The organism is Vibrio methylphosphonaticus (assembly GCF_023634655.1).
Taxonomy (GTDB): Bacteria; Pseudomonadota; Gammaproteobacteria; order Enterobacterales; family Vibrionaceae; genus Vibrio; species Vibrio methylphosphonaticus.
On record NZ_JAMKMS010000016.1, the window covers coordinates 1 to 12594 of the forward strand.

Below are 12594 nucleotides of genomic sequence, written 5' to 3' on the forward strand. Positions count from 1 at the left end.
CTAAATTTTTAAAGAACATTTCTAACGTTTTCGTCGCTTAGCGTCTCGTCGTTAGGGGTGCGTATCTTACGCTTCCCGACTGGAGAGTCAAGATGTTTTTTCAAACTTTCTTTTCTACTCCAAACCGACTCGTCTATGTGACTTTCGTCTCACTCCGTGTCGGTGAGGCGGCATTATAGAGATCACTCAACTGATGACAAGTGTTTTCTTCAAATTAATTATTGTTTGCTCAAAATGCCATCAAGATGCTTTTTTCTTGATTAAAATCCAACATTTGAAATACATCACATCAATTAATTGGAAAAATCCCCCTCAACTACGTAATATTCTTATATCTATTTTTTAACGATAGATGTCATTATTCGCAATTAAGAAAAGTAGTATTTAAATATGGATTCTAAAAAATCAGTCTTTCTGGTGATCGCTGTTGCCGTAATAGGGGGAATCATCTTCTCTCAATTTACAGTTTCGCCAGCTCTCGCATTTGTTGTTGGTGTGGTTGCCACTTTTTTCGTCGTAAAGCTTTCAACCTCCACACCTAAGCAAGTATCCGAATCATCGAATTCAACTAAAACTCTCTATGTAGGGAACCTACCGTATAAAGCTAATGAATCTCATGTAAGAGATCTATTTGGTGAACACGGGGAGGTTTTTGCTGTGAGACTAATGAAGGATAAAAGAACCGGTAAACGCAGAGGCTTTGGATTTGTTGTTATGGCTAGTTCTGATGTCGATGCCGCTATCAATGCTATTAACGAGAAAGATTACATGCAGCGTACATTGAAAGTTCGTGTCGCTAACGACCCTAAACACCCTGAAGGGGAAATAGTTGAATAGGTGTAAAACCTAACAATTGTACTGCGTTATTTAGTGCCGCCTCCTCTACGGGGGGCGCACTACAAAAAATACTCAATGCCCCTTCTTCTGCATCTTGCCCGACTTCTCCTAAAAGGCTCGCGACCCTTCTTGCGATGGCTTCACCAGAATCTATCAATTCAACCTTATCACCGAGTGCATAACCGATCTCTTCTCTTAATAGAGGAAAGTGAGTACACCCTAAGACTGCAACATCAATATTGTTATTGAGCGATGAAAGGATCTCCCCTATCTCACTTTGGTCTACCGCACGACCTCTCAGTTTATCCTCAGCTAGCTCAACTAAGCGAGTTGAGCCAATGAGCTTAACTTCTTTATCCGTTGAGAAATCACGAATCAGATCTTGCGTATACTGTCTCGTAATAGTGGCAGGAGTCGCAATCAGTGCTACTGCTGTCTTCGAAAGAATTGAGGCTGGCTTTATTGCAGGTACAACACCAACCACAGGGATGGCTGTCTGCTGACGCAAATGAGGTAACACAATCGTACTCGCCGTATTGCAAGCAATAACAATAATATCAATCCTTGTCACCGACACCATTTGCTTCACTAACGCGCAAGTTCTGGTCACTAAGACGTCTTGAGCCAATTCACCATAAGGGTACGCTTCATTATCGAACAAATAGATATAGTTTTCGTTAGGCAATCGAGCATAGATCTCTTTAAAAACTGAGAGTCCACCGACACCAGAGTCAAAGATGAGAACGTTTTTCTTGGTTACTTGATTCGACATAACAACAAAACTTTAGCGATATTGCCGCTAATCATACTGAGAAGCATGGTTAGCGTAAACCAGGTTAATGTTAATCTGACACGATGCGGTAGCGCAGATGACTAAATCGCTCTGCGGTTTCAATACTGCAATGCTCTAATTGAAGTGATGACGAAAAGTATTGAGAGTTCATCACCAGGGTATGAAACTCCCCATCTTCACCACAAGGGTCAACATGCTTAGGTAGATTATCAATTAATTCTTGAGTATAAACCTGTCCACATGTGGACTCTGGTAGCACGTTGCGATCCACCGTCACCATTACTGTTTCAATACCACGTTGGAGTATTTCTTTTGCTAGGCTATAGCTGTTCTCCCCTAGTAACGGAAAGACAGCCTCATAACCTGCAGGCTCCACGTAACTTTTACGGTAATCAACAATGCCGTTGCAAAACATATCGCCAAACGCTATTCCATCAATCGACATTCCTGACGCCTGTATCCCCTGAATAACTGTAGACTGATAAATCTCATTGCTAGGAAAGATAGCTGGTAACTCTATTGTGATGAGTGGTAAGCCTAATCGGTTAGCTTGCATCTCAACAACAGATAACGGCGTCACTTGAAAAGGGACTTCACCGTTTACGTGCGTCGTGTACAAACCTACTACATGGTAATCGTCAGATTCCATTAACCTTTCTAAGGCTAGCGTAGAATCTTTTCCTGATGACCAACTGATAATAATGTTTTTCATAATTTACAAAAAAGCCGCCATTATTGACGGCTGCTTCTCCTAAAACTCATACATAGCATTGACATAGTAGTTACGCTCAGGCGTTTTATAGCCTTTAACCATCTCATACTCTTCGTTAAGCAGGTTACCCACTTTAGCGCCTATGCTAACCCCATTACTAAAGAAATATGTCCCGGCTATATCCACTAGAGAATATGGGTCTAGTTCTTTAGTGTTGGTCAAATCATCATAACGCTTTCCTTGATAAAGGTAGCTTAAATCAAACTGCCAAGCCTCTAGACTATACGATGCATTCCATTTGCCGCTATGGCGTGCTCGCCTAGCTAAAAAGTTTCCCGTCGTTTCATCCTTTGCGTCTAAATAGTCATATGACACTTCGTGAGAAATAACCCCAGTACTAAATCTAGTGAGAATTTCAACGCCTTCGATTTTCGCTTTATTAATGTTCACATTCGTAGAACCATTACTTGCAATCATCTTATCCACGTTACTTTGATACGCCGCAAGACGAAAATCCAAATGAGAAAAATCCCCTTCCAACGCGATTTCTGATGTGGCAGATTCCTCAGGTACTAGATTTGGGTTTCCTTCATAACAACCCCAAGAGCCACACTCTTTAGGCCAATATAATTCATTAAACGTTGGCGCTTTGAAGGCTGTTCCGTGCATCGCAACAACCTTCAATTGCTCAGTAACACTAACGCCTCCACCAAGCTGATAAGTTGTGTAGTTACCATAGGCACTATTATCATCGTGTCTAACATTACCTTCGAACGTAACGATTCCTTGCTGGTAAAGTGCTCCGGCAAATACAGCACCATTGTCACGACTGTCCTTTGTCATCAGCTTAGTCGTATTGTCGATATTATCCTTATACCAATCCACACCACCAATTACATTTAGTTGTTCTGTAACTTTTAGATTGTTATTCCAATTTATCGCAACTCGATTTGTTGATATCGTCCCCTCAGGCTGGCCTTGTCCATAAGATTTAGCCTTATCTTGATTTGTGGACAACGATAACTCCGAATCAAAGCCTTCACGACTATATTCGCTAGCGACACTCAAGCTATACAGGTCACTATCGGACTTATCAACGCCTGTCCACGGATTATCAAACTCCGTATAGTGCTTTTGATAATAGCCATTGGCTTTAAGTAGCCACGCATCGTTAAGTCTTTTCCCCATATCAAGAACAAGATATTGGCTTTCATAGCCGTCGTCATCAGCATCTATCGGGTTGGTGCTTGTTGGCTGTATATTGTAACCTTCACTTGTTTGATGCGTTGCTGTTAAGTTCAACCACCCAGAATGAACGTCTCCTAATGATAGAGTGGCACCAATATTGTAACTACCAAAGCTACCCACCCCTGCCTTAACTCGGCTAGGAGCGTTGTTCTGACTAGTGGTAATAATATTTACCACTCCACTTACCGCATCAGATCCATAAACGGCAGCGCGAGCTCCACGAATAACTTCAATTCGCTGAACACCATCTAATGGCATTGCCGAAATATTCGCAGAGCCGGTCGTAGCACTACCCAGTCTCACACCATTAATCAGTACTAAGGTGTTCTTCGTCGAACGACCACGTATATACAGCTCCGCACTCTGCCCGACACCACCTTGATTAGCGATTTGAACACCTGGTAAGCGCCTCAACACCTCTGATAGTGACTTAGCTTGGATCGCGTCAATTTGAGTTCTGTCAATAATTTCAATTGGTGCTAAAACGTTAGTGAGTTTCTGCTCAACACGGTTTGCAGTAACTACCATGGTTTCTTGGGTTGGTTTTTCTTGCTCTTGCGCCAGTGAAAAAGAAGCATAAGAAGAGAGCGATGCAGCCACTGCTATCGCCAAAAAAGATTGGTTCATTGTTATATTGCCCTAATCGCGTAAGTCCTTCCAAGTCGCTCATGTTTTAGTGTTGTAAGCAACTTGGCTGCTGGCAGGTATTCGGACTTAAGAGCACAAGGAACATCATGTTCCTAAATCTACTAACTCGACTTCCCGTACTCAATACAGTGTCTTAATGAGTGTTCGTTCTCTTTTACCGCTGCGCGTCAGTTCTGGATTTACACCAGATTCCCTTTTCAGTGAGATTCCTTTGTCATTCTCACACCAGCTAAGCGGCATGGTATTAACAACATGATAATTTGTCCATAACAGATTGAACTAAGCTATAGATATACAGCCCTAATAATAGACATTTCTGGGAAAAACTGGACAACGACGGGAGATTGAATAAAATCTGCCCTCCTTTACAAAACTCATTACGACGATAGGCAACCATAATGGCAAACCTCGACTTCACACCAGAAGGCTACCAAATTCAGCTCGACGAAAAATCTCAACGACTGATCGACATGATGGCGCCTTATTCTGCTCCTGAACTCGAAGTCTTTACTTCTCCTGAGAAGCACTATCGCATGCGTGCCGAGTTCCGTGTTTGGCACGAGGGTGAGGACATGTACTACGTCATGTTCAACCAAGAAACGCGCGAAAAGTATCGTGTTGATCAATTCCCCGCTGCGAGCCGCCTCATCAATGATTTGATGCCACTTCTTATCGATGCGATGAAAGGTAATGAGGTTTTACGTAAGAAGCTATTCCAAGTCGATTTTCTTTCTACGCTTAGCGGTGAGGTTTTAGTTTCTCTGCTTTATCATCGTCAACTGGATGACGCTTGGAAAGTTGAAGCTCAAGCGCTAAAGCAAAGATTGAATGACGAAGGCTTTAAACTCAATCTAATTGGTCGTGCCCGAAAAATGAAAATCGTACTAGACCAAGACTACGTGATGGAAACTTTGCATGTAAATAGTCAGCCATACCACTACCAACAAGTTGAAAACAGCTTTACACAGCCAAATGGTCCTGTGGCGCAAAAAATGCTGGAATGGGCTGTGGATTGTACACAAGAGAGCAAAGGTGATCTGCTTGAGCTTTACTGTGGAAATGGTAACTTTTCTCTTGCTTTGGCACAAAACTTCGAACGCGTTCTTGCCACTGAACTTGCCAAGCCTTCTGTAGATTCAGCACAATTCAACATTGCAGCAAACCACATCGACAATGTGCAAATTATTCGAATGTCAGCAGAAGACTTTACTGAAGCCATGGAAGGAAAACGTGAATTCCGCCGCCTAAAGCAACAGAATGTCGATTTAAAAAGCTATAACTGCAATACCATTTTTGTCGATCCACCACGCTCTGGAATGGATGTAGATACATGTAAAATGGTGCAAGGTTACGAACGCATCCTCTACATTTCGTGTAACCCTGAAACCTTAAAGGACAATCTGGATATCCTTGGTGAAACACACACCATTACTCGATTCGCGCTATTTGATCAATTTCCCTTCACTCATCATATTGAAGCGGGTGTTATGTTAGAGCGTAAGGTTAACTAATACCTTTACGCTGTTAGAAGCAAAGCACCTTCAGAAATAAAAAAAACGAGCCATCAGGCTCGTTTTTTCATTTCTACATTCAACTTAGGCTTCTTTCATGATGTAGCCTAATTTCTTGCCAATCCAGAAAAGCAGCACCAACACGACAATAATCGCGAAGAAGTTACCACCCGCATCCGGATACTGCGCTTTAGTAAACGCGGAATGCCCAAATGCCCCAACAAAAAATGCCGCTAGGCCAACCATAGGGAAATCTTCAGGGATCGGGTTTTTTAGGTACTCTTGATAAAGAGCCTGCAGTGATAGCACAAGTGCAATCAAAGGAAAAATAGAGAAAGTCATGTCGCTAATCGTCAACCAAGACAACATAGCATTACCACACATACCAGCAATCAGTGCTAGTACCAGTGTTTTTTTACCGCTGTTACTGCTTTCAGAGGAAATTTCTTTAGACATCAGTTCGACCCTTCTTTTAGACGGTTTCGTTCACGTTCTTTACGGTACCAGTGTGCGCCCTTGGCCACGATTCTTAATTGGACAATCAACCTTTCAGCGAGTTCATATCTTTCCGCTTTACTCAAATCAAGCGCTTCAGCACCTGAACTGAATACTAGAATGACCGACGCCTCTGCTTGAGCAAATGCTTCATCACGATCCATACCAGTGCTAACCAAATACTCGGTCAGCTCAGCAGAAAAGTGCTGAATTTCTCTTGCTACCGCAGCGCGAAATTCAAACGATGTGCCCGAACGTTCTCTCAACAATAGTCGAAAAACGTTTGGACTACTCGCAATAAATTCCATAAAAGTCTCGACCGAAGTGCGAATCACACTGCCTTCTTTGACAATACGTTGGCGCGCTTGTCGCATTAACTGCCTAAGCAGTAAGCCCCCTTCGTCTACCATGGTGAGACCCAGTTCATCCATGTCTTTAAAGTGACGATAAAAAGAAGTCGGAGCAATGCCCGCTTCTCGCGCCACTTCGCGCAAGCTCAAATTAGAAAAACTACGATCAGCACTTAACTGGCTAAACGCAGCATCAATCAATGAACGACGCGTTTTTTCTTTTTGTTGTGCACGGATTCCCATTGATTTCATACTTAACCTAGGTGTACTTGTTGTTTACCGTCCATGACGGCAATCGAGGGAGAGCCAGTAATATAGCGCGAATAGTGACTTTGTATAAGTGTCGCGAAAAGGATTTTTACTAAAACCTTTTACAACTCTCACTTCACTTTGTAACCAATCACAACACGTCAAAGTGATAGCGCGATTTCTCTAAATCCCTACTGCGCTGTAATTTCAGTGCAAAGTCCGTGATCGTTCACACTGTATAGCCTCAGATTCGTTTACCTACGTTAATAATCCGTTAGAATCTCGATAACATAAATTTACGCAATGTTAATCAGCAATAACGTTAGTTAACCGAAATTAACGATATGCCCTCCCTTTCTCCACTGGCGCTTCAAAGCCAATACAGGGTATTGCTTAGTATTACCGCGAAACGAGGATTATTTAATGAGTCGCTCCAAACACTTTGATGCAATCGTTATTGGTAGTGGCCCTGGTGGCGAAGGTGCTGCTATGGGCTTAACCAAGGCAGGTCTAAATGTCGCGATCATAGAAAAAGAAGCCAGTGTCGGAGGCGGATGTACACACTGGGGTACCATTCCATCTAAAGCTCTACGCCACGCCGTAAGCCGAATTATTGAGTTCAACAGTAACCCACTATTTTGCAAAAACAACACCAGCTTGCATTCGACTTTTTCCAATATCCTCGGGCATGCTAAATCGGTTATCGATAAGCAAACTCGCTTGCGCCAAGGCTTCTATGACCGCAATGAGTGTACGCTTCTTTTTGGCACCGCCCGTTTTACTGATGCAAATACGCTAGAGGTCACCAAGCAAGACGGTACTGTGGATACGTATTCTGCGGATAAATTTGTTATTGCTACAGGCTCGCGCCCTTACCGCCCTGACGATGTTGATTTTGATCACTCACGTATCTATGACAGCGATTCCATTTTGTCTCTAGAGCACGACCCGCGTCATATCATCATTTACGGTGCCGGGGTCATTGGCTGTGAGTACGCTTCCGTTTTTCGTGGGCTTGGCGTAAAAACCGACCTCATCAACACCCGAGATCGATTACTCGCCTTCCTTGATAACGAAATGTCCGACTCATTGTCCTATCACTTTTGGAACAGCGGTATGATGATTCGGAATGACGAGACCTACGCGAAAATTGAAGGCACGGAAGATGGCGTTGTTGTTCATCTCAATTCGGGCAAAAAAATGCGAGCCGACTGTATTCTCTTCGCCAATGGTCGCACCGGTAACACTGATGCACTCAACCTCTCCTCTGTTGGTCTAACACCTGATTCTAGAGGCCAGCTAAAAGTAGATGGTAATTATCAAACAGAAATCGACAACATCTATGCGGTGGGTGATGTTATTGGCTACCCGAGTTTAGCGAGCGCCGCTTATGACCAAGGTCGATTTGTCGCCCAAGCTATCACACAAGGCGAAGCTGAAGGCACACTGATTGAAGATATTCCAACGGGTATTTATACCATTCCTGAAATCAGTTCTGTCGGGAAGACAGAGCAAGAACTGACAGAAGCAAAAGTACCTTATGAAGTAGGACGATCGTCTTTTAAGCATCTGGCGAGGGCGCAAATTGCCGGCAAAGATGTGGGTAGTCTTAAGATTCTATTTCATCGAGAAACAAAAGAAATCTTGGGGATACACTGCTTTGGCGAGCGAGCCGCTGAAATCATTCATATCGGTCAAGCGATTATGGAGCAAAAAGGGGAAGCCAATACCATTGAGTACTTTGTTAATACCACATTTAACTACCCTACAATGGCAGAAGCTTATCGAGTCGCCGCATTAAATGGACTCAATCGCTTGTTTTGAGCGCCTACTTAAGCGCCGACTTAGACGTTTAACATCTTTGCTCATAAAAACAGGACGATATTGAGTTCGTCCTGTTTTTTATATCCAAAATGTACTCGCTCATTTATTCCAAGCTTTACGCTGCCAAGAACGCCCCCTTACGCCACTGCTGGATAAAGATAACCGCAAGCCCAACTCCGCGCATTAACATAAAGCTGATCATGGCAAACCATAACGCATGATTACCCCACTCCGCCGACAGAGTGAAGATAAGAAAGAAGCAACACGTCGCAATAAACATGCTATTTCTCATCTCTTTGCCCTTGGTGGCACCAATAAAAATACCATCAAACAAAAAGCACCACATAGATATTAAAGGCATCGCTATCAACCAAGGTAAGTAATGTTGCGCTTGCTGCTGCACCGTTTCTATCGTCGTAATTAAAGCAACCAATGATGTTCCAGCTACAGCAAAAAGTACGGTTAGGGCAACACAAATAATGAAACTCCAGAAAAATGTTCCAACTAAGGATTCCACTAGCTCCGCTTTACTTTTCGACCCCATCGCCTTCCCTACCATGGCTTCCATCGCGTAAGCGAAACCATCCATTCCATAGGAGATAATCATCAAAAAGCTCATCAATACCGCATTGGCGGCAACAATATCATCACCAAAGGCGGCACCTTGAAAGGTCATAAAGCTGAATGTGGCTTGCAAACATAACGAACGAAGAAAAATGTCTCGGTTGAGTCGAACAAAACGAGCAAGATCTTGGGTCGCTTCGGAATAAAGAGCAGAGAGTCTAGGTAAATGTCGAGCTTTCCATGTTTTGGCAACACACAGTAAACCGAAGAGGCATCCACTATAATCAGCGATGACTGAAGCAAATGCCGCGCCTTCAACCTGCCATTTGAACCCCATAACAAACACAACGTCGAGTACAATGTTGATAACATTGGTGATCAGCACCATCCACATCGGAGCTTTCGCATTTTGGGTACCGAGTAACCAACCCAATAATACAAAATTCATTAACGCCGCCGGCGCACTCCAAGCTCGAATCGCAAAATACTGCGCCCCATAGTATTTCACTTGATCGCTGGCACTACTCAGTGAAAACACCACGTCTGACAACCAAGAGTGAAACACCAAGAAAAGAACAGCAAAACCTAATGCCATCAAACTGCCTTGCAAGAACACTAAAGCGAGTTGGCGCTTATCCTTTGCTCCAAAGGCCTGAGCGGTGAGCCCAGTTGTCGACATTCTTAAAAAACCAAGCAACCAAAATGTCACACTGATCATGGTGCTACCTAACGCAACACCGCCTAAGTACCACGCATGTTCGAGATGCCCAATAACGGCGGCGTCGACAAGGCCAAGCAACGGCACTGTAATATTGGAAAGAACCATAGGGATAGCAAGCAACAATACCCTACGATGTAAGGACATATTAAGTAGCAGCGAAAACGGATTTGATAGCACGCCAACCTCGATACATCACCATGGCAACCATGGCAAACAGCACAACGAAAAGGTCATGGTATCGCTAATCCTAATAGGTAAACAGTATGAAGAGGTTATTACGTGTTGAAGGTGCTGAATTACCAATGAATATTGATGACATTTGGCGTCAGTCTATTCTTGTAGACAGGTAATTTAGCAAGAACTCGTTGCCAGCGACTCCAGCGTTGGCAATGCTGATCTATTGGGGAGATCAGAGTAGCTCGATGAATCCATGGCAGCCAATTCAGCAAAGACTGAGTCGCTCTTTTAAAACCGTGCTGATACTCTTCACAACCCATTCTCTGGCCCAAACGGTTTTGACTCAGGTCACCCGCTAAAACAACGCACGCTTGAGCGTGTTGAAAATGACAACCAATAGACTGAACAAAATGTGCCACTCTGTTCTCTCGTCGATCCAAAAGCGCTTGCTCACACACGACTAAAACGGGCTGCGCCTGATCGCTCGGCAACTCGTGAAGCCATGCCATGTCGTCGATCGAGCCGCACATCAGCTGATAGCGCTCACTGCGATGAAATAACCGCTGACGCCACACTAAATGTTCGTTGGTATCCACTTCAATCCAGCGGCAACGCCCATTATCTAAACGATAGAAACGCGTATCTAAACCTGCCCCAACGTTAATGACCAAGCCATTAGGGTTAGACTCTAAGAAACGTCTTACTTGCAGGTCACAAATCTGTGTCACTGTTGCATGCAGCAACTGCCTTTGATCAACGTTTCCCGATAAACAATCAGAGGCGAGGTGACATCGACGACATGCATACGCCGCGATAGGGTCATAGACAAGCCCATCGTCCAACAAGCTCTCTCGACTTCTAAACCATAGCGGCTTAAGTAACTTCGAAGGTACATTTAGCGTTTTTGTGGTTGGTTGCTTGTGAGTTGTCATTTACACACCCCTTACAGAGTGGGAATGATAATCGATCTCAAGTATGGTCGCAAGTTAAATGATACTAGCTCTCATTTAACTTTGTGGAAGTGTAAAAAAAGCGACAGGATAACCTGTCGCTTTCTATCGCCAGTTGGCGAAATTGATCGGCATTATTCATGCCTCACAAATATCCATTTGTTATTCGTGCTTCCACTGCTAATTCTTATTTGTCATCATCCTGATGCGTTTTCATGTTCCCTAGCAAACCCATCTGCGAGAGTTCTTCCTAAACCCTGTCCCTTAAGTTTCTCAGCCTTGAGAAAGGTCACCATCCTTGTAAACCTGAACTCCAAGTTCAAGTTTTCCATTTATTCTTCTCAGCTTCCTAGCCAAGCATCCTTGGTTGTCATCCTGACACCAAATCCATCTCGCGACCCCCTGTCGACCCGGACTAATTTACCTGAGTAAAATGCAAAAACAACCGCTTGAAAATAATTATGAGTCGTCATTTCCCTACAACAGCCCAAAGCCTTACTATTCAATAAATTACGTCCAACACACTAGTCATCAACGATAGCAAGTATGGCAAATATCGCACACTGCTCTCAGAAAAGTTTCATCCATAACTCGCGCTTCTCAATAGTAATATGTGCGTGATGCCCAGAAATAACAAAGCCCTTCAAATGAAGGGCTTTGTTCGCTCGGATACGGGAAAAAAGAAACAGACGTTGGGCTCACGTATTCTAAACAGTGTCGGGCAATATTTTAGTGCAAACCACCAACATATTTCGACAATGTTGCAATATCTTCGTCGTTCAATTTCTTCGCGATATCACGCATCATGGCGTTCATATCGTTATTTCTATCGCCACTGCGGAATTTTTCCAGCTGGGCTTGAATGTATTCAGCATGCTGACCTGATATTTTAGGAAAACCGGATAACTCCGTGCCATTGCCTCGCGGCCCATGACAGGCGATACATGCTGTAATACCACGCTCAGCATCACCGGCGGTATAAAGGGTCTTACCTTGTTCAACGACATTTTCTGGTGTGCTGTTCGCTGAAATTGGCATTGACGCATAGTAGGCGGCCAAGTCAGCCATATCTTCTTCAGATAGTGGCATTGCCATACCACCCATGACGGGATCGTAACGACCTTGTTTACCGGCACTCGTCATGCCAAGTTTTAGGTCTTTCAATTGTTTTTCGATGTATTTTGCGTGCTGACCAGCAATTTTAGGGTATATCGTCAACTGACTGTTACCATCAGTACCATGACAAGCAACACAAGTTAGGGATTTTGCTTTACCAGCTTCAATATTGCCTTCAGCCCATACTGAACAGCTGGCTACAAGACTCAAGATTAGCGCTAATTTTTTCATGACATTCCATTATAATTATCAAGCTTCCAGTACCACTTTCCATCAGAGTTACACGTTTATTATTCGTTTGACGAGCAAAATAAGGTAACTCGGGCAATTAACACCGTTCATGGTACAATGTGTGGCCATATGCCGAGCACGGTTATTTTACACAATTTCACAAAAAAG

Annotated in this window: 11 protein-coding genes and 1 riboswitch; of the genes, 3 read left to right on the forward strand and 8 right to left on the reverse strand. The window is 43.6% G+C overall.

Features of this window, described 5'->3' with window-relative positions; genetic code table 11:
- Positions 1-390 precede the first annotated feature (390 nt).
- The gene (locus M9196_RS17295; RefSeq protein WP_250618769.1) at positions 391-837 is read left to right on the forward strand and encodes an RNA-binding protein; all 447 of its coding nucleotides are present in this window, start codon (positions 391-393) and stop codon (positions 835-837) included.
- On the opposite strand, the gene murI is transcribed toward M9196_RS17295, so the two are convergent.
- The 3 genes from murI to M9196_RS17310 form a co-directional block, all read right to left on the reverse strand.
- A complete protein-coding gene (gene murI, locus M9196_RS17300; RefSeq protein WP_250618770.1) occupies positions 806-1609 on the reverse strand; it encodes a glutamate racemase in 804 nt (267 codons plus the stop codon). The genes M9196_RS17295 and murI overlap by 32 nt on opposite strands.
- A gap of 70 nt (positions 1610-1679) precedes the next feature.
- Entirely contained in the window at positions 1680-2345 is a 666-nt protein-coding gene (locus M9196_RS17305) for a Dph6-related ATP pyrophosphatase (protein WP_319946366.1), read from the reverse strand.
- A 36-nt stretch (positions 2346-2381) separates the two neighbouring features.
- Positions 2382-4217: a TonB-dependent receptor domain-containing protein gene (locus M9196_RS17310; protein WP_250618772.1), complete on the reverse strand. Its 1836-nt coding sequence runs from the start codon at positions 4215-4217 to the stop codon at positions 2382-2384.
- Positions 4218-4272: 55 nt separating this feature from the next.
- Positions 4273-4483: riboswitch (cobalamin riboswitch) on the reverse strand.
- A 153-nt stretch (positions 4484-4636) separates the two neighbouring features.
- On the opposite strand from M9196_RS17310, the gene trmA reads away from it, so the two are divergent.
- Entirely contained in the window at positions 4637-5749 is a 1113-nt protein-coding gene (gene trmA / locus M9196_RS17315; RefSeq protein WP_250618773.1) for a tRNA (uridine(54)-C5)-methyltransferase TrmA, read from the forward strand.
- A gap of 84 nt (positions 5750-5833) precedes the next feature.
- On the opposite strand, the gene M9196_RS17320 is transcribed toward trmA, so the two are convergent.
- Together M9196_RS17320 and fabR are read right to left on the reverse strand one after the other, a co-directional pair.
- Complete coding sequence (locus M9196_RS17320; protein WP_250618774.1) at positions 5834-6205, reverse strand: YijD family membrane protein; 372 nt, start codon at positions 6203-6205, stop codon at positions 5834-5836.
- Positions 6205-6846, reverse strand: coding sequence for an HTH-type transcriptional repressor FabR (gene fabR, locus M9196_RS17325; protein ID WP_250618775.1), 642 nt, complete (start codon positions 6844-6846; stop codon positions 6205-6207). The genes M9196_RS17320 and fabR overlap by 1 nt, the downstream gene beginning before the upstream one ends.
- A gap of 420 nt (positions 6847-7266) precedes the next feature.
- Here fabR and sthA point away from each other — a divergent pair, with 420 nt between their 5' ends.
- The gene (gene sthA, locus M9196_RS17330) at positions 7267-8667 is read left to right on the forward strand and encodes a Si-specific NAD(P)(+) transhydrogenase (RefSeq protein ID WP_250618776.1); all 1401 of its coding nucleotides are present in this window, start codon (positions 7267-7269) and stop codon (positions 8665-8667) included.
- 115 nt (positions 8668-8782) lie between these two features.
- Here the strand turns inward: sthA and dinF are convergent, their stop codons facing one another.
- The 3 genes from dinF to M9196_RS17345 all read right to left on the reverse strand — a co-directional run bounded on the left by dinF (position 8783) and on the right by M9196_RS17345 (position 12426).
- Positions 8783-10096: an MATE family efflux transporter DinF gene (dinF, locus tag M9196_RS17335; RefSeq protein ID WP_250618777.1), complete on the reverse strand. Its 1314-nt coding sequence runs from the start codon at positions 10094-10096 to the stop codon at positions 8783-8785.
- 152 nt (positions 10097-10248) lie between these two features.
- Complete coding sequence (locus tag M9196_RS17340; RefSeq protein ID WP_250618778.1) at positions 10249-11061, reverse strand: class I SAM-dependent methyltransferase; 813 nt, start codon at positions 11059-11061, stop codon at positions 10249-10251.
- Between the two features lie 747 nt (positions 11062-11808).
- Positions 11809-12426, reverse strand: a complete 618-nt coding sequence (locus tag M9196_RS17345; RefSeq protein ID WP_250618779.1) for a c-type cytochrome — start codon at positions 12424-12426, stop codon at positions 11809-11811.
- Positions 12427-12594 lie beyond the last annotated feature (168 nt).